The organism is Rhizobacter sp. P2_G4 (assembly GCF_056403575.1).
In genome coordinates this window covers 1,386,240-1,408,405 of sequence record NZ_JBFUFG010000001.1, presented here as the reverse complement: position 1 = coordinate 1,408,405, position 22,166 = coordinate 1,386,240, and the positions used below count along the sequence as shown (strand labels likewise).

Sequence of the window (22,166 nt, the reverse complement as noted above, 5' to 3'; positions counted from 1 at the left end):
ATGATGTACGGCACGCCGACCTGGCGGGCGAGCAGGATGTGCTCGCGGGTCTGGGGCATGGGGCCGTCAGCAGCGGAGCAGACCAGGATCGCGCCGTCCATCTGGGCGGCACCGGTGATCATGTTCTTGACGTAGTCGGCGTGCCCGGGGCAGTCGACGTGGGCGTAGTGGCGGTTCTTGGTCTCGTACTCGACGTGGGCGGTGTTGATGGTAATGCCGCGTGCCTTTTCTTCAGGCGCCGCGTCGATCTGGTCGTACGCCTTGGCTTCGCCGCCGAACAGCTTGCTCAGCACGGTCGTGATCGCCGCCGTCAGCGTCGTCTTGCCATGGTCCACGTGGCCAATCGTCCCCACGTTCACGTGTGGCTTCGTACGTTCAAATTTGCCTTTTGCCATTTTTCGCGCTCCTAGCGGTCGAGATTGACAGTGCTAAAGAAAACTTTGGTGCCCATGGCGCGGATCGAACGCGCGACCTCTCCCTTACCAAGGGAGTGCTCTACCACTGAGCCACATGGGCCGATCTTTCGGCCGAACACCTATTGCCCGATCGACACTGGTTTGCGCTGCTTTATCGCTTTCGCAAACCACTGGCGACTTGGAGCGGGAGACGGGAATCGAACCCGCGTCATTAGCTTGGAAGGCTAGGGTTCTACCATTGAACTACTCCCGCTCGGGAGCCCCTGTCAGCCCAATGCCCTGAGGGGGAAAACCTCGAATTCGTTTCGCTTTGGTGGAGGAGGCTGGATTCGAACCAGCGTAGGCGTAAGCCAACAGATTTACAGTCTGCCCCCTTTAGCCACTCGGGCACCCCTCCAAAGCGAACCGCAGAGTATAGCAGCCTATTTCGGAGCTACGCCAGCCCAAGTCTTGCCACGGGAGGAGATCAACGCAAGGCCCCTGCGAATGCCCGTGCAAAGGCTCCGGCAGCCACGGGCACGCCGCTACAGGTGGCGGAAACACGTGGCGCTCCCGGCGGACAAGGTGCGTCGCGATCCAGCGACCAGTAATGCAGCCCAGCCAAGCCTCGCTCACGGGCAAAGCGAGCCAACCTCTCGGCGTCGCCGACCGTGAAAACGTTCGCAGCCACGTCGTTTTCGCCGAGCATCGCCGTTACCTCGATCTGCCCATAAGGCACGCCGTATCGCAAGTGAACGTTTTCGGCGGCCTGAATCGCGGAATGACCCATATCGCAGGCGTCACCCTGGGTGAAGCAATACATGGACTGCGGTGGGCCGTAGTTCATGACCATCAGATTGAGACGAAAATTCCCAAGCCCGACCTTTCGGATGGCGCTCAGCACAGTTTCGCCAAGCCGGTTGAGACTGCGTCGAGACCCATCTGCCGCCGCATGAGTCGCGAGGGTGAAGCTGAAGTAAAGCCTCGGATAGCGCCCCCGGACCGCATGGAGGCTCTGTACCAGTTCATCGATCTGCTGCGGCGTCTGCTGGCCTTCAATATCGAAGTCAAGACCGCGCAGCAAAGGCGAGGCATAGCGTTGGATGAACAATTCCATGCCCGCTTCCGTCGCACAGGTGAACAGCCCACCTTCGCCACCGGTGGACACGACGTAGCCGACGCCCGCACGCTGAAACATCGGCACATTGGCGCGAGCGAAGAGATCGGCGTCGATGCCGCCCCAGGTTTCCCGGCCACATTCACCAGTCGCAAACGCCCAGGTCAGTGCACCCGCACGCGGCAAGTCGGCGTAAGGCCCTGCCGACCCAGAGATGACCGGAGCGTCCTGGCCAATAAACTGATTGACGTGCTTGTATGGGCTGTAGATGAAGCGCTCTGGCTGCAGGCGTTGATTGCCCGCGCAAGACCCCAGCAGAAGAAATAACGCCAAGCTTGAAATGCGAAGAAGGTATCTCAAGAAGGTCCACCAGAAAGAAGAGAGAGGAAAGGCAGTTCGCCTTCCCTCTCGTGTTCACTCGCCGACCTCGTGAGCCAGCGAAGTCATCTCCCGCGCCAACCTACAGCTTGGCGCGCAGCATCAAGTAGTACTGGCGACCGCTGGTGTAGCGAGCCAGAGGCTGATCCGGATTGTTGGCGTAGTACTTCAGGATTGGACGGTTCAGGTTCATGCCGTCCAGCGTCACGCTCAGGTTTTCGTTGATCTTGAAGCCGAGCGATGCCGCCAGTGTGCCAACGTCGTCCTGATACTGGGCAGTGCTACGGTCCAACCCGTTGTAATAGGCTGAGCGGAAGGTATAGGCAACACGCGCATTGAAGCGGTCGTTCTCGAAGTAGCCGGAAGCGTTGTAGGTGTCGCGTGAGGCGCCAACCAAATCACCGCCACCTTTTTCCTTGGCATCCGCGTAGGTGTAGTTGCCCAGCACACCAAAGCCTTGGCCGATCGGCAGTTGCAAAGCCATTTCGAAGCCGGACACCCGCCCGCTGCTGTTGATTGGCGAAGAGATTGTGTAGACCTCGTCCTGCTTGGTGCGGATGTTGTAGTACGTCTGCTGCGAAGTGCCGTAGCTCACGTAGTTCCGCAGGTCCAAGTGGTAGACGCCGAACGATGCCAAAGCGCGCGGAGCGAAGTACCACTCCACCGAGGCGTCGTAGTTGTTCGAGCGAATAGGCTTCAGGTTCGGATTGCCGCCGCTGCCGGTCATGTTGTTGTCTTCCAACGCGATGGCGCCGCCCAATGCGCTGTAGTCCGGACGCGAAAGGGTGCGGGATACCGCGGCGCGCAGAAGCAAATCTTTGCGCAAGTCAAAGCGGAAGTTCGCACTCGGCAGGATGTCGTTGTGTGTGTTCTTGACCGGCGTCTGGACAAAGGCACCGAATGCCGACGAGGTGATTGAACCGGGCACTGAGCAAGGCTGCAATGGCGCGCAGTCGCCGTTCGCACCCGCGGTCAACTGAGGCACAGCGACATTCGTCAGCACATCGACCTTGGACTGCACCAGCCGCACGCCGACGTTGCCACCCCAGCTGTCGCCTTCCAGATTCGACATCACATAGCCGGCAGTGTTCTGCTCTTTCAGCGAAAACTCGGCCGCCCAATTGCGACGCTCCACCGGATCGCGGTTGGAGTATTTGGCGCCCCAGGCGTCCAACGTGGCGGTATCCAAGAGCCAAATGTTCTTGGGGAAGTTTCCACCCAGGCCACTGCCGAAGTTGCTTGGGTACGTGCCGCCGTTCCACGCGGGGAAATTGGCGGGATTGAACGGGTCGGCGGACCACTTCGGCCCTTGGCCCACCACATCGGTGCGACGCTTGTGCTCAGAGTAACGCAGGCCAAACTTGAGCGCCGTGAACACACCTTGATCCAGCGCGTATTCACCGTCAAGTTGCCCCCAGACCTCCTCATCCTTGGTCTTGGCAGGGCTGGCGCCGTAGATCCAATCCAGAGCCGACACGACACTCGACTTTGATGGATCACCGGTGCCTATATTGGCGTCGGCCCCATTACCCAGTCCGTTCAGGCTGTAGCCAGCGCCGGTGCCCTGCACCACTGCCGAGAACAGCGCCTGCTCGGGCGTCTCGCCCTTCCCTACTGAGCTGCCCAGATTGGCGTCAAAGCTCAGCTTGTCGCTCGCGCGGTACTTGCCATCCAACGCGAGGAACGAGGTCTCCGACTTAGCTCCGGGACGCGAGATTTGATCATAGATGCCATAGGTGCGAGGGCTCGTTGTGCCATCAGAGTTTGTCACGGGCACAACCGGAAACTGCGCCGAGACCAGCGTGCCGTTGCGCACTACATAACCGGGCAGCGGCGCCAGACCACTGCCGTTCGCCATGATCGACTGATTCCAAACCAGGAAGTTGCGATTGATATTCGTGGCCTCCATCTTCGAGATGAACGCATTCGCACCCAGCGTCAGGTCATTCGAGGGCTTGATCTGTACATCGATCAATGCACCGTCGCGTTTGCGCTCCTGCTCGAAGAGTGCCGAGCCAACGGCGTTCGGATACCACACACCGGCCAAATCAGGGTTGGACAACGCAATCGCCGAACCCGCCTTGATCTGGTTGTAGCCCAGCATCTCCTGGCCGTCGCGGCGAAGATGACGCTTCTCAGAGAACATCTGCAACATGACGCCGGCTGTCCCCTCTTCGCTCTTCCAGCCGATCAGACCGCTCAGCTGCGGATCGGTCTCCTTAGGAAGGTCTGCATATACAGCACCTCCCTGAAATTCCACCGTCAACGGCTGCTTGAAGTCCAGCGGCCGCCGGGTCTTGATGTTGACCGTACCGGCCACACCGCCCTCGACCAGATCAGCTTGTGCACTCTTGTTGATCACCACCGAACCCACGACCTGCGAAGGCAACAGTGAATAACTGACCGCGCGACCCACCGTCCCTACCTGGTTCAACACAAACCAATCGCCCGACCCAACCGAATGGCCGTTGATCAGCGTCTGCGTGAGGCTCGGATTGGTGCCGCGCAAGCTGACGCGGTCGTTCTCGTCGAAACCGCCTTCGCCGGCGCCCGCGGTCCCGATGGTCACGCCCGGCACTCGCTGCAACGAGTCGGCGACGTTCTTGTCGGGCATCTTGCCAATGTCTTCAGCCGTCACGACTTCGACCAACGAGTCCGAGTTGCGCTTCTGGTTCAGAGACTGCTGCAGCGAGCCGCGAATGCCGGTGATGTTGACGGTCTCGAGTTGCTGGGCTCCCTTGCTCGCTGGCTTCGCTGCTTCCGCTAACGGCGCAGAAGCAGCGCTCGCTGGAGCGGGCGGTGCCGAAGCCGCCGCAGCGGGACCCTCGGGCGCTTGCTGCGCTTGAGCGACCGTGAGCGTGCTCATCAGCGCCAGCGCGACGGCCGATGCGATGGGTGTCAGTTGTAGGTTCATGTGTGTCCGCCTCTGATTTGGATGAAACTCCGGATCCCCGATCCGGTACTTCTAAAACCCGGGACTTCGGTTCACCATCGGTCAAGACCAGTGGCGGACCAACCCTCCCATTCAAGTGAATTCTTGGATGTCAGCGTGCGTACCAATACGCTACCACTAGATGCCACTATGCTAYCAATCCAAGGCGATTGCAACAGGAGTTGCGCTATTTCCACCCCTAGGCAATCACTGATGTAAAGTGGCCTGCATCACTGTGGAGCACGCCCCGACATGACCACCCGTTTAGCGGCCTGTATCGAACTGGTATTGCCAAATGAGCCACTGGCATGCAATTGGTGGGCCAGCTTTGAGGTTCGGACATGACCACTCTGGCCCAGTCGCTCAAGCCGCTTGACCCGAACAACAGCCTGCCGCTCTATCAGCAGCTGCAGCGCGCCATGCGCGACGCGATTGAGCGCCGCGTGCTGATGCCCGATGACGCCCTGCCCTCCGAGCGTCAACTGGCCGAAGACCTCTCGGTGTCCCGCATCACGGTGCGCCGCGCCTTCGAGGGGCTCACACAGGAAGGCTGGCTGGTACGCCGGCAAGGGTCGGGCAACTTCGTCGGCGCGCGCGTCGAAAAGAACTTCGCCAAGCTGACCTCGTTTTCCGAGGACATGCGTGCCCGCGGCAGCCACCCGCACAGCGTGTGGCTCAAGCGCTCGGAGGGCACAGTGACGCCCGAAGAAGCCTTGAAGCTCGCGCTCAGCCCCGGCACGCTGGTCTACCGCTTTCACCGGCTGCGCTACGCCGACGACGCACCGATGGCGATCGAGATCGCGACCATCGTCGCCTCGTGTCTGCCATCGCTCGACACGGTCGGCGACTCGCTCTATCAGGCGCTGGAAGCGCAAGGCAACCGGCCGGTGCGTGCGCTGCAGCGGCTGCGCGCTCTGCTGTTGAATGCCGAGCAGGCCAAGCTGCTCAAGGCCAACAAGGGCGACGCCGGTCTTCTGGTCGAACGCCTGGGCTACCTACCCGATGGGCGTGCGATCGAGCTGTCGCAGTCGTTCTACCGCGGTGACATGTACGACTTCATCGCGGAGTTGAGCGCCGGCGTCTGACGCCACCGCGCGTCATTCACTCAGATCTTGAAGTACAGCTTGCGCCGATCGAGCAACACGACGATGCCCGACCAGACACCGACGAACGCGACTGCGTAGGCGAGCGAGGGCACATGGGCACCGGTGATCGGCGCCATCCATTCGAAAGCGAAGTGGTACAGCGGCGTGCCCCAGTGCAGCCCCTCGAGCACGCACACGATGAGCCACGCACCTGCATAGGCCGCGATGGCATTCACACCGAAGCTGCGACCGAGTGCCGGCCAGCCGCGCCGATCGATGAGCTCATGCGCCGCCAGCAGGGCGAGCATCGCCCAGCCGCCGCTCCACAGCACATAGGACGATGTCCACAGCTGCTTGTTGAACGGGAATACCCATGACCACGCCCACCCGGCCAGCAGCGCCGCCACGCCCAGCTGCCATAAGCGGCTGCGTTGACCGCGGCGAAGCCAGTCACCAGCGCGTACACCGAGCAAGGTCGTCGCGATGGCCGGCAGCGTGCTGAGCAAGCCCTCGGGCTCGTGGCCGAGGCCGGTGGCCGCGTCGAACTCGTAGGCGAAGCGACCCAGCAGTGCCGTGTCGATGCGGCTTGCCAGATTGCCCTCCTTGCTCAACGGCCCGCCCCACGACAGCAGCGCCCAGTAGCCGAGCAGGATTGCACCGAAGGCGATCCATTGCGTGCGAGGCCGGGTCTCGATCGCCAGCAGCCCAGCCACTGCGAAACACAGCCCGATGCGTTGCAGCACGCCGAACGGCCGGAAGGCTCGCGTGTCCATCAACCAATGCGCGACCGCATGCAGCACCAGACCGAGCACGATGATGCGCAACGCGCGCACAAGCACCGTGCGGCGCAGCACGGCATGGTCATCCCCCGCGTCGATGCGCGGGCCGAGACTCAGCGAGAGCGACACACCGACGATGAACAGAAAGGCCGGGAAGATCAGGTCAGCGAACGTGCAGCCGTGCCACGCGGCGTGTTCGAGCGGCGCGTAGACATGGCCCCAGTCACCGGGGTCGTTGACGAGCAGCATCGCGGCGACCGTCAGCCCGCGCAAGGCATCGACCGAATCCAGGCGTGCCTTCAGCTGCATCACCGGCTCAGAAATCACAGGTCGAAGCCAGCGGCGGACTTGCCGGCGGCACGCTGTCGGTGCGCGCCGTGCCGGCCTGTCGCAGCGCCCGCACAGCCGCCAGGACGTCGGCCGGCGAGAGCACACGGTTGCGCGCGTGATAGACCCAGTCGACATCCTGCTCGTAGACGCGCGTCGTACCCGCCGGCAACAAACCGCCCGGCGAGAACCACAGGTTGAAGTTGATGGCCATCGGCACCACCGGGTAGCTGCGTCCACCGTGCTCGGCGAAAGGCTCGCCATCCAGGAACCAGTGCGTGCGCCCTTGCGCCACCTGCATCACCAGCACATGCCAGCCGACCAGTTCGGCGAAACGCTGCTGCGGCTGGTTGTGGGCCGACCAGGGCTCCACGCGCACGGTCTGCCAGCTCACGCCATAGAGGCGCGAACGCGCATCGCCCCAGCCGCCGTTGGGCAGGTACTCCCAGTCGAGCTCGCTGTACTCGGGGTCGAAGTCGAAGCGCAGCGGGCTCACGCTGTAGAAGGTCTGCACCACCACGTCGCCATCGGGCCCCTGCACCGGAGCGTCGCTGAAACGAACCCGTGCTGCGTACGTGCCCTCGAGGTACTTGCGCGCATGGCACAACTGGGCCTGTTGAGTGCCGGCCGGCGTGCCGTCGGTGCGCGCGCTCAGGCGCAGCAATCTGTTGCCGGGCTGTTGTGGGTCGTCGACCAGTGCGATCGCCGCGTCACCCCAGTGCGCGCCGGCAATGCCTGGGTGACCGGCCTGTTGGCGGACGGTCCAGCCGTCACGCGCCAGCGTCGCGAGCTCAGGCTGGCTGAAGTCGTCGAAGAACAACTCGGGTGCCGGCGTGGACGGCGGCGTGCCGCACGCTGCCAGCCCCGCCGCGCACAGCAGAGAACAGAAAAGCCGCCGCGTCATGCGTGCGCGGGTTCGGCCGCCGTTTCAGCTTCGGGATCCGCAGGTGTCTCCAGCGGCACGAAGCGCGACAGGATCAGCACCGGCACCGCGCACAGCAAGCCCCAAATGAAAAAGTGCTGGTAGCCCAGCGCCACCTGAATGTCGCCGCTGATGGTGCGAAAGAGGCTCATGCCCAGCCCCATCACACCCGAGCCGATGGCGTAGTGCGCCGTCTGGTACTTGCCCACCGATACCACCTGCATCAGGTACAGGATCACGCCGACGAAGCCGAAGCCGTAGCCGAACATCTCCAGACTCAAGGCCGCCGCGATCACGCCGAAGTTCGTCGGCATCGCGGTGCTGAGAAACACGAAGGCCACCGTCGGCAGGTTCATCGCGAGGATGAGCGCGAGCATCGCGCGCTTGAGCCCCAGCCACGCCGCGAAATAGCCCCCGGCGATGCTGCCGGCGATGAAGGCAATGGTGCCTGCCGTGCCGTAGGCCCAGCCCACCTGGTCGGTGCTCAAGCCCAGCCCGCCCAGCTCACGCGCTGCGCGCAGGAAGATCGGCCCGATCGTCTGGACCTGCCCTTCGCTGGCGCGAAACAGGATGATGAACACGATGGCCAGCCCGATGCCGGGCTTGGCGAGAAAGTCGCGCAGCACCAGCCACAGCGTGCGCCGGATCGCACCGGCCGAGCGGTCGGCCGCGGCCACGTTCTGGACTTTCGGCAGCGCCCACGCGTTGTAGAGCCCCATCACCACCATCGTCAACGCGAGCATGGTGAAGATGGCTGTCCAGGCACTCGCCACGCCCAAGGCCTTTTCCAGGTGGCCGGCCAGCACAAGCAGGCCGCCCGCTGCGATGAAGCGGGCAACGTTGAAGAAGGCGCCCTGCCAGCCGGCGTACTGCGCTTGTTCCTTGTTCGACAGGCTGGCCATGTAGAGCCCATCTGCCGCGATGTCGTGCGTGGCCGAACCGAGCGACACCAGCATCAGTGCCGCGATGCTCAGCACGAAGAACATGGGCAGGTGCAGCGCCACCGCCACCGCGCCCAGGCCCACGGCGCCGAGCAGCTGGAAGGTGATGACGACCGATTTCTTGCTCGGCGCGAGTTCGAGGAATGGGCTCCACACCCACTTGAAGCCCCAGGCCAGCGTCAGCACGCCGAGCCAACGCGTCATCTGCTCGTTGGGCACGTTCATGCTGATGAGCATCTGCTGCGCGATCACGTTGACGGCGAAGAACGGCAGGCCCTGCGCGAAGTAGAGCGTCGGCACCCACGAGATGGGCGATCGGCGACGCGGGGTGTCGATAGTCATCGGGTCTCCGTTCTTGTTCTCAGGCAGTCAACCGGACAGGGGCTCGGCCGTTCGCCGAAGCCCGCCCTTCGAGCCACTCCTGCAGCGCTTCGAGCGCACCCTCGGCATAGCCCCAAGTGACCACTGATGGCGCATCGACGTCGAGCACCTGGAACGGATTCCACAACGCCAGGTGCAGGTCGGGCTGCCACGTTTGCGCCTTGCTGGCATAGCGATCGCGGTGGTTGGATGCCAGCACCGTGAAGCGGCCATCGGCCGGCAAAGCAGACCAGTCGAGCGACTGCAGATCGTCGAGCGCGAGCACGTCCACATCGGTGAAACCATCAAACAATCGTGTCACCTGCTCGGCCGACGGCCCGGCCTCCGACACGCCATCGCACGGCACGCTGCGTTGCGTGATGACGCGCAGCGGCCGTTGCCGTGCGGGTGCCGTCGGTGCACCGATGGCGGTGAGCCCAGCGGCCCAGGCGCGGTGCATCAGCTGATCGTCCGCCTTGCGTTGAGAAGCGTCGTAGACGGTCGCGCCCGCGGGGTAGCGCACAGCGAGCGCATCGAGCCGGGCATTCGCACGTAACAACTGCGCCTCGGTCAGCGAACCGCTCGCTTGCGCCTTCGCGATGGCCTCGACGGCAGCGGTCTGGTCGGCCTCGCTGCCGAGCGCCATCACCATGTCGGCGCCGGCCTGCAGGGCCAGCACGGCCGCGCGGTCATGGCCGTAGTGGTCGTAGATGGCCTTCATCACCAGCGAGTCGGTGATCACCACGCCGTCGTAACCCCAGGCATCCCGCAAGATGCCACCGAGGATCTCGTGCGACAGCGTGGCCGGGTGCTCGGCATCCAGCTGCGGGTAGACGATGTGCGCCGTCATCATCGCGGGCGCATCGTTCTTCAAGTCGTGGAAGGGCCGCAACTCCAGGGCCTGCAGCGCCGACAAGGGCTTGTCGACCACCGGCAGGTGGCTGTGCGAATCCATGTGCGTGTCGCCATGACCGGGAAAATGCTTGACGCAGCAGGCCACGCCCGCACGCAAGGCGCCGCGCATCCAGGCGCCGGCGAGGCGCGCCACCTCGGCCGGGTCTTCCGAGAAACTGCGCTCGGCGATCACCGGGTTGGCAGGGTTGTTGTTGACGTCGAGCACCGGGGCGAAGTCCCAGTTGAAGCCGAGGCTGCGAACGCCGCGCCCCACGGCCTCGCCGACGGCTTCGGCCATCGCCGCATCGCCCGCCGCACCCAGCGCCATCGCGGCCGGCGCCTGTGGCAGAAAGGTGGCGCGCACGACCGAGCCGCCTTCCTGGTCGATGCCGATCAGCGCGCCCTCGCCCATCACGGCACGCAGGTCCGCAGTGAGCTGCTTCACCTCGGCTTCGGTGCCGAGGTTGTGGCGGAACAGGCAGACGGCGCGAATGTGGTGGCGGCGCAAGAACGCAGCCTGCGCGTCGCCGAGCGAGGTGCCACGAATGTCGACCATCACGAGGCGACCCGGTTGAACGGCAGAAGAACTCATGGCAGTCAGGCGCTCAGTTGGTCCGGGTGACCTTGGCCAGATGGCGCGGCTGGTCGGGGTTCAAGCCGCGCGCAGCGGCCAGCGCCTCGACCATCGGGTAGAAACTCTGGATAACAGAGATCGGATCGAGTTCGACCGACGCCGTCTCGACGATCGGCAAGCTCGCGCCCGGCGTGCCCGCAGGAGCGGCCAGCAGCACCTTGGCGCCGCGCCCGCGCATCTCTTCGGCCAGCGACACAAGCCCGGCCTGTGCCGGCCCGCGGGGCGCGAACACCAACAGCGGGTAGCCTTCGTCGATCAATGCCATGGGCCCGTGCTTGACCTCGGCACCCGAGAAGGCCTCGGCCTGGATGCCGCAGGTCTCCTTGAACTTGAGCGCGGCTTCCATCGCGACCGGCAGGCCGGTGCCGCGACCAATCACGAACAGGCGATCGGCATCGCGCAGCGCTTCGACGGCAGGCGACCAGTCGGCATAGGCCGCGCGCGACAGCACACCGGGCAGCGCAGACAGCGCAGCCTGCAGCACCAGGTCGTCTTGCCACGCTGCCACCAAACGCGCACCCGCCACCATCTGCGTGATGAAGCTCTTGGTCGCCGCGACGCTGGTCTCCGGGCCGGCATGCAAGGCGAACACCCATTGCGCGGCTTTCGCTAGCGGCGAGTCGGGGTCGTTGACGAAGGCAGCCGTGCACGCACCGCCTTCGGTGAAGTAGCGCGTGGGCGCGACCAGGTCGGGGCTCTGGCCCGACTGCGAAAACGCCATCGAGGCCAGCCCGTCGCAGTTGATCTGCGAGCCATACAGCGTGATCAGCGACATCGGCAACGAGGTCACCAGCCGGCCCATCCGCGCCATGATCAGGTAAGCCATGAAGTGGGCCGCGTGGTCGGAGCTGCCGCGCGCCACCGTGAGCACCGAGCTCGGCGGGCGGGCACGCAAGAAGGCGCCGAAGTCGCTGTACGACTGGTCGTCCTGCGCGAGCTGCCGCGCCACGGCGGCGGGGGCTTCACGGGCTTCAGCCAGCATGCGCGTGTTCAATCGACGCTCCTTCCACGTACACATCCATCACCTTGAGATCGCGGTCGAGCACCACCGCATCGGCCCACGCGCCCACCGACAGGCGGCCGCGATCGGTAGCGCCGAGGTAGTCGGCCGCGTTGGTCGAGACGCGGCGCGATGCATCGACCAGGCCCAGGCCCAGTTCTTCGACCAGGTTGCGCAACGCCTGGTCCATCGTCAGCGTGGACCCGGCCAAGGTGCCATCGGGCAGGCGCACGCCGCCAAGGCACTTGGTGACCTTGTGGCGGCCCAGCTTGTAGTCGCCGTCGGGCATGCCGGCAGCGGCGGTCGAATCGGTGACGCAATAAAGATGCGGGATGGAGCGCAGCGCGACACGGATCGCCCCGGGGTGCGCGTGCAGCAGGTCGGGGATGATTTCCGAATAGTCGGCATGGGCGAGCGCAGCGCCCACCATGCCGGGCTCGCGGTGGTGCAGGCCGCTCATCGCGTTGAACAGGTGCGTGAAGCCGGTGGCGCCGCGCTTCATCGCCTCGACGCCGTCTTCATAACTGCCCAGCGTGTGGCCAAGCTGGACACGGTAGCCGGCAACCACCAGCGCTTCGATCGCATCCATGTTGCCGGCGGTCTCGGGTGCCAGCGTGATGAGGCGGATCGGCGCCATGTCGTTGAGGCGACGCAGCTCATCGGCCTGCACGGGACGCGCGTAGTTGGGTTGTGCGCCGAGCTTGCCGGAGTTGATGTACGGACCCTCGAGGTGCACGCCCATCACACGCGCCGAGCGTGCGCCGCGGCCCGCACAGATGGGCTTCAGCGCGCGGAAGGCGCGCTCGAGGTCGCTCATCGGCGCCGTCATCGTGGTGGCGAGCAGCGAGGTGGTGCCGTGTTGCGCGTGCAGTTCGGCCACGCGCTCGGCAGAGTCGCCGCCTTCCATGATGTCGCGCCCGCCGCCACCGTGAACGTGCAAGTCGATGAAGCCGGGCACGATGAGCGGCAGTGCCGAGTCGCGAGCTTCCCGCTCGTCGACGGCATCGCCGGTGATGCCTGCGACCCGGCCGTCGTCACCGATTGAAATCTCGCCACGCACGAAGCCGCGCGGTGTGAGGACGTGGCCCTTCAACGAGGTACTCATCCTTCTCGCCTCATCTCAGCCACGAAGTCGTAGTAGTCGCTGCGGCAGTACGAATGCGTCAGCTCCACCGCCTGGCCCGATTCGAGGTAGCCAATGCGGGTGATGAACAGCACCGCCTGCCCAACCGGCACGCCGAGCTGCTCGGCCAACCGCGGCTGCGCATTGAGCGCGCGGATGTGCTGCAGCGCGCGCACGGGCGCCATGTGAATGCTGGTCAGATATTCGTAGAGCGAGCCGGTGACCGCCTCGGCGTTGGGCAGCACCGTCTGCGGCAGCACGCTCATCTCATAGGCCATGACAACGTCGTCGGCGAGACGCAAACGCTCCAGCCGCGCCACGCGTGCGCCGGGCGAGAGGCCCAGGCTCAGCTGCTCGTCGGGCACGGCCGAGGTGATGGCGCGCTCGAGCCAGCGAGACGACGGTGTGTAGCCGCGCTGGTGCAGCTCTTCGGAGAAGCTCGTCAGGCGCGACAGCGGCTGCTCGATGCGCGGCGCGATGTAGTTGCCCGAACCGCGGCGGCGCACGATCAGGCCTTGGTCGACCAACTGGTCGATGGCCTTGCGCGCGGTGACGCGCGACACGTCGACCGACTCCGACAACACGCGCTCCGACGGCAGCGCTTCGTCGGCCTGGTAACGGCCATCCCGGATGGCCTGCCCGAGCTTGCGCGAGAGCTGCACATAGAGCGGCGAGCTGTCACGCGGGTCGGGCTTGAATTCGAACAAGGGTTTGCTCATCGATCGGTCTCGATCTCACGTCGAATCAAAGTCAGCGCGCCGGCGGCGGGGCCAGCGGCCTCAGTCACGCAACGGCGACGCACTTCAGGGGACAGGCGGTGGGCCAGGCGCTTGCCCACGCTGCCCAGCACCGCCAAAGGAAGATGGCCCGGCGCATCGAGCGCCAAGGCCGTGACATCGAGCGCGCTCACTGCGCGGCTGAGCAAAGCTGCTGCGGCCGAGTCGCTGGCCTCACAGTCGAACACGGCAGGCGCCAGCTGCGCGTAAGCGAACTGGCCGGCGTTGCCGCACCAGGCCTGCAGGCTTTCGCGATCGCTGCCGCAGGCGGCCCACACGCGGCGCACCAGCGGGCTGGCCTCGGCACGACCATCCATCGCTTGCTGCGCGAGGTTCACTGCATGCACGCCCAGCCAGGCACCGCTGCCTTCGTCGCCGACCGGAAAGCCCCAACCGTTCGCGCTGGAGCGCGACCCGTCGGCACGCCATACCTCGCCGATGGCGCCCGTGCCCGCCGCAACGATGGCGCCCGGCCGGCCCGCATGCGCGCCCACCAGCATCACGAACGAATCGGTCTCGACCAGCAGCCGGCCGAAGCCCGGGTTTTGCGCAATGAACGCGTTGTACCAAGGCGCATTGTTGGCACCCGACAAGCCCGCGGCCAAGCCGCAGTGCGCCCAGGGCGCTGCGGCTAGGCCGGCATGAGAAAACGCCGCGCGGACCGCCTCCTGCACCTGTACCCAGGCAGGCTCGATGCCCTGGCCCAGCGCCGACGGCCCTGCCTCACCCTGGCTGAGCACGACACCATCGGGGCGCGCCAGCAAGGCACGTGTTCCCGATCCGCCGCCATCCACCCCGATGAGAAAGTCGACCATCTCGCTGATGCCTCCGGTTCTGTGTTTTGCGGCTGTTCCCCGGGCATGACGCCCGTCGATAGAACCAGTTTAGTACCAGTAATACCAATGCGTCAATTGGTATTACGAAACTTAACTCAGGCTTTGGCCGCTTCTCCGAGGCATGCCCGGAAAGGCCACGCAAATTCGATACCAGTCTCAGGCCAGCTAGGCGCCGATCCAGTCGACCGGGCCGCCGCGCGAGGCGAGGAACGCGTTGGCAGCGCCGAAGTGGCCGTTGCCTACAAATGGCACCGGCGGCCGGCGCGCCGACAGCGGCGAGGGGTGGTTGGAACTCAGCACCAGCGTGTCGGCCGGAGCACCGGCATGCGCACGAATCAGCGGCTCGAAGCGCTGCGCATGCGCGCCCCACAGCAGGTAGACGCAGGGCTGCGGGCGCTCGGCCACTTCCACCAGCAGCCGCTCGGTCAGGCTTTCCCAACCGCGCTTGGAGTGGCTGGCGGCCTGGCCATCTTCAACGGTCAGCGTGGTGTTGAGCAGCAGCACGCCCTGGTGGGCCCAGCCTGAAAGATCGGTGCCGGCAGGTGCCGCGCCAAACTCGCGCTGCAGCTCGACGAAGATGTTGCGCAGGCTCGGCGGCGTGCGAATGCCATGCGGCACCGAGAACGACAGGCCATGCGCCTGCCCGGGGCCGTGGTACGGGTCTTGTCCGAGGATGACGACGCGCACGGCCGCGAGCGGCGTGAGCGTCAACGCCCGCAGCAGCTCGGCTGGGTAGACGATCGCACCGGCGGCGATGCGCTCATCGACGTAGGTGATCAGCTTCAGCGCCTGAGGCGTCTTGCGCCAAGCCTCGACGATCGGTTGCCATGACGCCGGCACGCGATCGAGCACACGCTCCAGCGGTTCAGCCAGGCGTGTCGGCGGGTGGATCAACTGAACAGCTCCGCCAGCGCGGCCCCGGGGTCGGCTGCGCGCATGAAAGCCTCGCCGACGAGGAAGGCATGGACGTTAGCGTCGCGCATGCGCTTCACATCGGCCACACCGAGGATGCCGCTTTCGGTGACCAGCAGGCGCTCGGGCGGCACGCGCGGCAGCAAGCCCAACGTGGTGTCCAGCGTCACCTCGAAGGTGCGCAGGTTGCGGTTGTTGATGCCGAGCAGCGGCGTCTTCAGCCGCAGCGCACGGTCGAGTTCGGCGCCATCGTGCACTTCGACCAGCACCGCCATGCCGAGCGCGTGGGCCTGGGCCTCTAGGTCGGCCATCTGCGCATCGTCGAGGCAGGCGGCGATCAGCAGGATGCAGTCGGCCCCCATCGCGCGGGCCTCGAACACCTGGTAGGCGTCGACCATGAAGTCCTTGCGCACGATGGGCAGGCTGCAGGCGGCACGCGCTTGTTCGAGGTAGGCGGTGGCGCCCTGGAAGAACTGCACGTCGGTCAGCACGCTGAGGCAGGCAGCCCCATGGCGCTCGTAGCTCGCCGCGATCTCGGCCGGAACGAAGTGCTCGCGCAGCACACCCTTGCTCGGGCTGGCCTTCTTCACCTCGGCGATCACCGCGGCCTGGCCTGCGGCGATCTTGCTGCGCAAGGCACCAGCGAAATCGCGCACATCGGTCCGGCCTTCAGCGTCACGGCGCAGCGAAGCGAGATCGCGCTGCTTGCGCGCTGCTGCGACCTCTTCGCGCTTGACCGCAACGATCTTGTTCAGAATGTCGCTCATGACTGCCCCTCGTCAGCGGGGTACCGCCGCCGATCCCCCAAGGGAATACGGGCCGGCTTGGGAGCGGCCCAGCGCTCTGCCCGGCTCATGACTTGAACTGCTGCGTGGCCGCAACGAACTGGCTCAGCTTCTTCATCGCGCCGCCCGAGGCCACCACTTCGCGTGCGCGCTTCACGCCTTCGGCCACCGAGCTCGCCACGTTGGCGCAGTACAGCGCCGCGCCGGCATTGAGCAGCACGATGTCGCGCATCGGCCCGTCTTCGTTCGCGAAAGCGCGCTGGATGCATTGCACCGACTCGGCCTTGTCGGCCACCTTGAGCACGCGGGTGTCGTACACCGGCATGCCGAAGTCGCTCGGGTGCACGACGTACTCGCGCACCTCGCCGTTCTTCAGTTCGCCCACCAGCGTCTCGCCAGACAGCGAGATCTCGTCCATGCCGTTCATGCCGAAGACCACCATCACGTGGTCCGACCCGAGCCGCTGCAGCACGCGCACCTGGATGCCGACCAGGTCGGCGTGGAACACGCCCATCAGCTGATTGGGCGCGCCGGCGGGGTTGGTGAGCGGCCCCAGGATGTTGAACAGCGTGCGCACGCCCAGCTCCTTGCGGACCGGCCCGGCGTGCTTCATCGATGCATGGTGGTTGGGCGCGAACATGAAGCCGATGCCGGTCTGCTCCAGGCACAAACCCACCTGCTCCGGCGTGAGGTTGACGTTGGCGCCGAAGGCCTCGAGCACGTCAGCACTGCCGGTGCTCGATGACACGCTGCGCCCGCCGTGCTTGGCCACACGCGCGCCGCCGGCGGCGGCAACGAACATCGCTGCGGTGGAGATGTTGAAGGTGTGCGCGCCGTCGCCGCCGGTGCCGCACAGGTCGACCATGTTGGCCTTGTCGGCCACGTTCACCGGCGTCGCGAACTCGCGCATCACCTGCGCGGCCGCGGCGATCTCGCCGATGGTTTCCTTCTTCACGCGCAGGCCCATCGCAAAAGCCGCGATCATCACGGGCGACATCTCGCCGCTCATGATGCGGCGCATCAGCGTGAGCATCTCGTCGTGGAAGATTTCGCGGTGATCGATGATGCGAGCCAGCGCTTCGGTGTTGGTGATGCTCATGGCGTGGGCTTTCAGGCAGTCAGGTGTTCGCGCACCGCGGCGATGGCACGGTCGACGCCAGCGGCATCGACGTCGAGGTGCGTGACGAAGCGCAGGCGGTACAGGCCGGTGGCCAGCACGCCGCGCGACTTGAGGTAAGGCAGCAGCGTCTGCGCACGCTTGCCTTCCACGTCGATGAAGACCATGTTGGTCTGCGGTGGCTCGACACGCACGCCGGGGATGCCTTGCAGACCCTCAGCCAGCCGGCGCGCCAGTGCGTGGTCATCGGTCAGGCGCGTGACGTGGTGGTCCAGCGCATGCAGCGCCCCCGCCGCCAGAACACCCGCCTGGCGCATGCCACCACCGAGCATCTTGCGCCAGCGGTGCCCGCTCTTGATCAGTGCCTTCGAGCCGCACAGGGCCGAACCTACAGGAGCGCCCAGGCCTTTGGAGAAGCAGACCGAGACGCTGTCGAAGTGTTGTGCAATGTCTTTCGCCGTCACGCCAAGCGCGGTGGCTGCGTTGAAGAGCCGCGCGCCGTCGAGGTGAGTGGCCAGCCCGTGCTTGCGGGCGAGCGCGGTCGCGTCGGCCATGTAGCTCAGGCTCAGCGCCTTGCCGCCCAGCGTGTTCTCCAGGCACAGCAAGCGGCTGCGGGCGAAATGCGAGTCGTCGGGCTTGATGGCAGCAGCGATGTCAGCCAGCGCCAGCGTGCCGTCGGCCTGGTGCTCCAGCGGCTGCGGCTGCACGCTGCCGAGCACCGCCGCGCCGCCGCCTTCCCAGCGGTAGGTGTGCGCCATCTGCCCGACGATGTATTCGTCGCCACGTCCGCAGTGGCTCATCATCGCGACGAGGTTGCTCTGCGTGCCGGTGGGCACGAACAGCGCCGCCTCCTTGCCCAGCATGGCGGCGATGCGCTCCTGCAACGCGTTGACCGTCGGGTCGTCAGCGAACACGTCGTCGCCGACCTCGGCGCGGGACATGGCGTCGCGCATGGCGGCAGTGGGTCTGGTGACCGTGTCGCTGCGCAAGTCGACGATGTTCATTTCTTCAACTCCAGGAAGTTCTTCAGCATCGCGTGCCCGTGTTCGGTGAGGATGGACTCGGGATGGAATTGCACACCTTCGAGCGGCGTGGGCGTACCGGCCAACTCGCGGTGCCGCACGCCCATGATCTCGTCGTCTTGCGACGTGGACGTGACGTCCAGCGACGAGGGCAGCGATTCACGCTCGATCACGAGCGAGTGGTAGCGGATCACCGTGAACTGCCCGGGGAGGTCGCTGTACACGCCCTGCCGGTCGGTCGTGATGATGTCGGTCTTGCCGTGCATCTGCGTCTTCGCGCGGATGATCTTGCCGCCCAGTGCCGCGCCGATGGCCTGATGACCCAGGCACACGCCAAGGATCGGCAGCTTGCCGGTGAACTGCTGGATGGCGCTCACGCAGATGCCGGCTTCGGCAGGCGAGCATGGGCCCGGTGACAGCACCAGCTTGGTGGGCTTCAACTCGCTGATGCCTTCGAGCGTGATCTCGTCGTTGCGGAACACACGCACGTCTTCACCCAACTCGGCGAAGTACTGCACCAGGTTGAACGTGAAGCTGTCGTAGTTGTCGATCATGAGCAGCATTTAGAAGCCCTCCTCGACGAGTTCAGCGGCGCGCAGCAACGCACGCGCTTTCGCTTCGGTTTCTTTCCACTCCAGCTCGGGCACCGAATCGGCGACTACACCCGCGGCCGCCTGCACGTACAGCACGTTGTCCTTGACGATGCCGGTGCGGATGGCGATGGCCACGTCCATGTCACCGGCAAAGCTAAGGTAGCCACAGGCGCCGCCGTAGATGCCGCGCTTGACCGGCTCCAGCTCGTCGATGATTTCCATCGCGCGCACTTTGGGCGCACCGGTCAGCGTGCCGGCCGGGAAGGTGGCGCGTAGCACGTCGAGGCTGGTCATGCCGTCTTTCAGCAGGCCTTCGACATTGCTGACGATGTGCATCACATGCGAATAGCGCTCGACGGTGAAGGCCTCGGTCACCTTCACGCTGCCGGTCTTGGCGATGCGCCCGATGTCGTTGCGCGCCAGGTCGATCAGCATCACGTGCTCGGCGCGCTCCTTCGGGTCGCCGCTCAGTTCGGCTTCGAGTGCCTTGTCTTGCTCGGGCGTGGCACCGCGCGGGCGTGTGCCGGCCAATGGGCGGATGGTGACCTTGTCGCCCTCGGGCGTGTGCTCCTGCCGCACCAGGATCTCGGGCGAGGCGCCGACGATCTGGAAGTCGCCCATGTCGTAGAAGTACATGTACGGCGATGGGTTCAGAGAGCGCAGCGCGCGGTACAGGCTGAGCGGCGACTCGGTGTAGCGCTTCTGCAGTCGCTGGCCGATCTGCACCTGCATCATGTCGCCGGCGGCAATGTAGTCCTTGGCCTTGAGCACCGCCGCGATGTAGTCGCTCTTGGCGAACTCACGCTCCACTGCATGCGAGGTGCCGCGCTTCACGGGCGGCGCGGTCACGCTGTACTTGAGCTTGTCGGTCAGCTCGGTCAGGCGGCGCTTGGCGCGAAAATAGGCCTCGCTCTGGCCAGGGTCGGCATAGACGATGAGGTAGAGCCGGCCCGACAGGTTGTCGATCACCGCCAGTTCCTCGCACTGCAGCAGCATCACGTCGGGCGTGTCCAGCCCACCCGGCAACTGGGTCTTGGAGAGCTTGGGCTCGATGTAGCGCACCGCGTCGTAGCCGAAGTAGCCGGCAAGGCCACCGCAGAAGCGCGGCAGGCCCGGCCGCAATGCGACCTTGAAACGCTTCTGGTAGGTGGCGATGAAATCGAGCGGGTTGCCTTCGTGCGTTTCGACCACCTGGCCATCGGTCACGACCTCGGTGTGAAAGCCGGTCGATCGCAGCAGGGTGCTGGCCGGCAGCCCGATGAACGAATAGCGGCCGAAGCGCTCGCCACCCACCACCGATTCGAGCAGGAAGCTGTGCCGGCCGCTGCCAGACCCGTGGGCCAGCTTGAGGTACAGCGAGAGCGGGGTTTCGAGGTCCGCGAAGGCCTCGGCCATCAGCGGAATGCGGTTGTAGCCTTGAGCGGCAAGGCTCTTGAATTCAAGTTCGGTGATCACGTTGCAGGGCCCTCCACGGCCCGGCGGGCGGCCTGAGTGTGGCCCGCATGGTGATTAGATTCAAACGGTTGGCAGCAGCGAAGCAGCCAGTGGAGCCGGGGCGCGCAACGCTCCGAAGAAGAGAGCGGCCAGCGGCAAACTAAACCCAAGCAGGCTGGCAACGCCAGGGCCATGCTCCCCGGTCGTTCGACCCTTTGGTTTGTTTGCGCGCAATGAACATGCAAAAAGTGTAGCAGGGTGACCCACCCCGGAAGACGCGGCCACGCAGGGTGTGGAGTTGTTCCGCGCTTCACCTAGGCTTTTCCCTCAGATCAAGCCGATCGTGACTTCGGCACGTCTGATCTATCGGCAATTTTGGGAGAATGGCCGGCTGCTCAGAGCACGCCCGTGCGACAGCCTTTGAACGTGGAGATTCTTGTGATCCATCGTCTGATCCTTGCAGCGGCTTTGTCGCTCGGCACCTTGAACCTGGCCCATGCGCAAGCCGCGGCCGCCGCTCCCGCCGTTGAACTGGCGGGCGTGAAGTATGAAAACACCGAAACCGTGGCCAACACGCCGCTGGTGCTCAACGGTGCCGGCATTCGCTACAAGGCCATCTTCAAGGTCTACACCGCAGGCCTCTATCTCACGAAGAGGGCCAACACGCCCGAAGCCATTCTGGCCACGCCCGGCCCCAAGCGCGTTCACATCGTGATGCTGCGCGACATCAACGCCAGCGAGCTCGGCAAGCTCTTCACGCGCGGCATGGAAGAGAACGCGCCACGCGACGAGTTCTCGCGCTCCATCCCCGGCACGCTCGCGCTGAGCGACCTGTTCTTCGAGAAGAAGAAGCTGGTGGCGGGCGATGCGTTCTCTGTCGACTGGATTCCCGGCACAGGCACCATCATCATGATCAACGGCAAGGCATCGACGGCACCGATCAAGGAGCCGGAGTTCTTCACCGCGTTGCTGCGGATCTGGCTCGGCAAGTCGCCGGCCGATTCGATGCTGAAAGATGCGCTGATGGGCATCGACCCGAAGAGCCCCAAGCGCGGCAACTGAGCCGCTCAGGGACCAACAAAAAGCGCCGCATGCGGCGCTTTTTTCATGCCGGCGTCATGCCAGCGCATCCAACCGCGCGATGACGCCATCGGCATCCACACCCGTCACCGGCTCGCCGTGGTTGTAGCCGTAGTTCACCAGCAGCACCGGGCAGCCGGCCGCGCGTGCGGCACGCGCGTCGTTGCTCGAGTCGCCAATCATCAGCGTGTGCCGCGGCAGCGTGCCGAGCGCTTCGCAGGTCTTGATCAAAGGCAGCGGATCGGGCTTCTTGCGCTCGAAGGCATCGCCGCCGAACACAAGCTCGAAGAAGTGCGCGAGGCCTTTTCTCGCAAGCAAGGGTTTGGCAAAGGCAGTCGGCTTGTTGGTCAGGCAGGCCAGCTTGAGGCCACGTCGCCGCAAAGCCGCCAGGCCTTCGGTCACGCCGGCATAGACCTTTGAATGGTCGCCGTTGAACCGCAGGTAGTGGTGCTGGTAGCGCGCCCACGCGTCGTCATACAGCGCTGCGGGCGCGCCCACGTGGGCCAACGTGCTGCGGATCAGGTGCTCCGAGCCCTTGCCGACCGTGAGCTCGATGAAGGGGCGATCGACCAACGCCAGCGACAGATCGGCCAACACCGCATTGAGTGCGGCTTCGAAGTCGCCGAGTGTGTCGATCATCGTGCCGTCGAGATCTACGATCGCGGCTTGCCAGGACGGGTTCAGCATGCGTAGTGGTTGGATAGTGAGACAGCATGGAGCGACG

General features: G+C 65.2%; 20 protein-coding genes and 3 tRNA genes. 2 read left to right on the top strand and 21 right to left on the bottom strand.

Going from position 1 to position 22,166, the window contains the following annotated elements:
* The 6 genes from AC1DYS_RS06610 to AC1DYS_RS06585 all read right to left on the bottom strand — a co-directional run.
* The coding region (locus tag AC1DYS_RS06610) for a GTP-binding protein (protein ID WP_477897221.1) at positions 1-395 on the bottom strand (395 nt) is incomplete at its 3' end.
* Between the two features lie 46 nt (positions 396-441).
* Positions 442-516, bottom strand: a tRNA-Thr gene (locus tag AC1DYS_RS06605).
* Between the two features lie 79 nt (positions 517-595).
* Positions 596-669: transfer RNA gene (locus AC1DYS_RS06600), tRNA-Gly, on the bottom strand.
* A gap of 58 nt (positions 670-727) precedes the next feature.
* A tRNA-Tyr gene (locus AC1DYS_RS06595) sits at positions 728-813 on the bottom strand.
* Between the two features lie 69 nt (positions 814-882).
* Positions 883-1,872: a glycoside hydrolase family 18 protein gene (locus AC1DYS_RS06590; protein WP_477897219.1), complete on the bottom strand. Its 990-nt coding sequence runs from the start codon at positions 1,870-1,872 to the stop codon at positions 883-885.
* Between the two features lie 100 nt (positions 1,873-1,972).
* Positions 1,973-4,804, bottom strand: coding sequence for a TonB-dependent receptor (locus AC1DYS_RS06585; protein ID WP_477897217.1), 2,832 nt, complete (start codon positions 4,802-4,804; stop codon positions 1,973-1,975).
* A 359-nt stretch (positions 4,805-5,163) separates the two neighbouring features.
* Between AC1DYS_RS06585 and AC1DYS_RS06580 the strand changes: the two genes are divergently transcribed.
* Positions 5,164-5,907, top strand: coding sequence for a GntR family transcriptional regulator (locus tag AC1DYS_RS06580; RefSeq protein ID WP_477897215.1), 744 nt, complete (start codon positions 5,164-5,166; stop codon positions 5,905-5,907).
* Between the two features lie 20 nt (positions 5,908-5,927).
* Here AC1DYS_RS06580 and AC1DYS_RS06575 read toward each other — a convergent pair whose 3' ends face one another.
* The 14 genes from AC1DYS_RS06575 to trpE all read right to left on the bottom strand — a co-directional run bounded on the left by AC1DYS_RS06575 (position 5,928) and on the right by trpE (position 20,383).
* Positions 5,928-6,995 (bottom strand): acyltransferase family protein, encoded by a 1,068-nt coding sequence (locus tag AC1DYS_RS06575; protein ID WP_477897213.1) that lies wholly within the window; start codon positions 6,993-6,995, stop codon positions 5,928-5,930.
* A 7-nt stretch (positions 6,996-7,002) separates the two neighbouring features.
* A complete protein-coding gene (locus AC1DYS_RS06570; protein WP_477897211.1) occupies positions 7,003-7,917 on the bottom strand; it encodes a glycoside hydrolase family 16 protein in 915 nt (304 codons plus the stop codon).
* On the bottom strand, positions 7,914-9,218 hold the full coding sequence (locus AC1DYS_RS06565) for an MFS transporter (protein ID WP_477897209.1): 1,305 nt from the start codon (positions 9,216-9,218) through the stop codon (positions 7,914-7,916). The genes AC1DYS_RS06570 and AC1DYS_RS06565 overlap by 4 nt, the downstream gene beginning before the upstream one ends.
* A gap of 19 nt (positions 9,219-9,237) precedes the next feature.
* Complete coding sequence (locus AC1DYS_RS06560) at positions 9,238-10,722, bottom strand: glycoside hydrolase family 3 N-terminal domain-containing protein (protein WP_477897207.1); 1,485 nt, start codon at positions 10,720-10,722, stop codon at positions 9,238-9,240.
* Between the two features lie 13 nt (positions 10,723-10,735).
* Positions 10,736-11,746, bottom strand: coding sequence for an SIS domain-containing protein (locus AC1DYS_RS06555; protein ID WP_477897301.1), 1,011 nt, complete (start codon positions 11,744-11,746; stop codon positions 10,736-10,738).
* Complete coding sequence (nagA, locus tag AC1DYS_RS06550; protein ID WP_477897205.1) at positions 11,736-12,869, bottom strand: N-acetylglucosamine-6-phosphate deacetylase; 1,134 nt, start codon at positions 12,867-12,869, stop codon at positions 11,736-11,738. The genes AC1DYS_RS06555 and nagA overlap by 11 nt, the downstream gene beginning before the upstream one ends.
* A complete protein-coding gene (locus AC1DYS_RS06545; RefSeq protein ID WP_477897203.1) occupies positions 12,866-13,606 on the bottom strand; it encodes a GntR family transcriptional regulator in 741 nt (246 codons plus the stop codon). The genes nagA and AC1DYS_RS06545 overlap by 4 nt, the downstream gene beginning before the upstream one ends.
* The gene (locus AC1DYS_RS06540) at positions 13,603-14,478 is read right to left on the bottom strand and encodes a glucosamine kinase nucleotide-binding domain-containing protein (RefSeq protein ID WP_477897201.1); all 876 of its coding nucleotides are present in this window, start codon (positions 14,476-14,478) and stop codon (positions 13,603-13,605) included. The genes AC1DYS_RS06545 and AC1DYS_RS06540 overlap by 4 nt, the downstream gene beginning before the upstream one ends.
* Before the next feature lie 186 nt (positions 14,479-14,664).
* On the bottom strand, positions 14,665-15,393 hold the full coding sequence (locus tag AC1DYS_RS06535; protein ID WP_477897199.1) for a uracil-DNA glycosylase: 729 nt from the start codon (positions 15,391-15,393) through the stop codon (positions 14,665-14,667).
* A complete protein-coding gene (gene trpC, locus AC1DYS_RS06530; RefSeq protein WP_477897197.1) occupies positions 15,390-16,178 on the bottom strand; it encodes an indole-3-glycerol phosphate synthase TrpC in 789 nt (262 codons plus the stop codon). Before trpC ends, AC1DYS_RS06535 begins: the two co-directional genes overlap by 4 nt.
* A gap of 85 nt (positions 16,179-16,263) precedes the next feature.
* Complete coding sequence (trpD, locus tag AC1DYS_RS06525; protein WP_477897195.1) at positions 16,264-17,295, bottom strand: anthranilate phosphoribosyltransferase; 1,032 nt, start codon at positions 17,293-17,295, stop codon at positions 16,264-16,266.
* Between the two features lie 11 nt (positions 17,296-17,306).
* The gene (ltaE, locus tag AC1DYS_RS06520; protein WP_477897193.1) at positions 17,307-18,317 is read right to left on the bottom strand and encodes a low-specificity L-threonine aldolase; all 1,011 of its coding nucleotides are present in this window, start codon (positions 18,315-18,317) and stop codon (positions 17,307-17,309) included.
* Positions 18,314-18,898 carry an aminodeoxychorismate/anthranilate synthase component II gene (locus AC1DYS_RS06515; protein ID WP_477897191.1) on the bottom strand — a complete coding sequence of 195 codons (585 nt, stop codon included), beginning with the start codon at positions 18,896-18,898 and terminating at the stop codon, positions 18,314-18,316. The genes ltaE and AC1DYS_RS06515 overlap by 4 nt, the downstream gene beginning before the upstream one ends.
* Positions 18,899-20,383 carry an anthranilate synthase component I gene (gene trpE / locus AC1DYS_RS06510; RefSeq protein WP_477897189.1) on the bottom strand — a complete coding sequence of 495 codons (1,485 nt, stop codon included), beginning with the start codon at positions 20,381-20,383 and terminating at the stop codon, positions 18,899-18,901.
* 420 nt (positions 20,384-20,803) lie between these two features.
* Between trpE and AC1DYS_RS06505 the strand changes: the two genes are divergently transcribed.
* Positions 20,804-21,424, top strand: a complete 621-nt coding sequence (locus AC1DYS_RS06505; protein ID WP_477897299.1) for a chalcone isomerase family protein — start codon at positions 20,804-20,806, stop codon at positions 21,422-21,424.
* 54 nt (positions 21,425-21,478) lie between these two features.
* On the opposite strand, the gene AC1DYS_RS06500 is transcribed toward AC1DYS_RS06505, so the two are convergent.
* Positions 21,479-22,129 (bottom strand): HAD family hydrolase, encoded by a 651-nt coding sequence (locus AC1DYS_RS06500; RefSeq protein WP_477897187.1) that lies wholly within the window; start codon positions 22,127-22,129, stop codon positions 21,479-21,481.
* Positions 22,130-22,166 lie beyond the last annotated feature (37 nt).